Raw genomic sequence first — 218 nt, 5'->3', positions numbered from 1 at the left:
GAACTTGGAGTTGTAGCCCTTGCCGCCCGCATTGCGTTGGCACTCTCGGCTGATGGTGCTTTTGCTTCGCCCCAAGGCTCGGGCTATGGCGCTGAGACTTTGCTTTTGCTGCAGTCCAAGGGCGATCGCATGGCGTTCGCTCTGGCTCAACTGCTGGTAATTCTTCTTTGACATCTTGGCCTCAATTCTCGGTGTTGCACTTCAGAATTGAGGCCGCC

1 protein-coding gene is annotated in these 218 nt (G+C 56.0%); it reads right to left on the bottom strand.

What is annotated here, in order from left to right; all coding sequences use genetic code 11:
* Positions 1-174: helix-turn-helix domain-containing protein (locus KYG_RS23615; protein WP_008903908.1), on the bottom strand; the 174-nt coding region annotated here is incomplete at its 3' end.
* Positions 175-218 lie beyond the last annotated feature (44 nt).

It is taken from the genome of Acidovorax sp. NO-1 (assembly GCF_000238595.1).
Lineage (GTDB): Bacteria > Pseudomonadota > Gammaproteobacteria > Burkholderiales > Burkholderiaceae_C > Acidovorax.
Note: the sequence above shows the minus strand (reverse complement) of the source record. Positions and strands in the feature narration are given on the sequence as shown.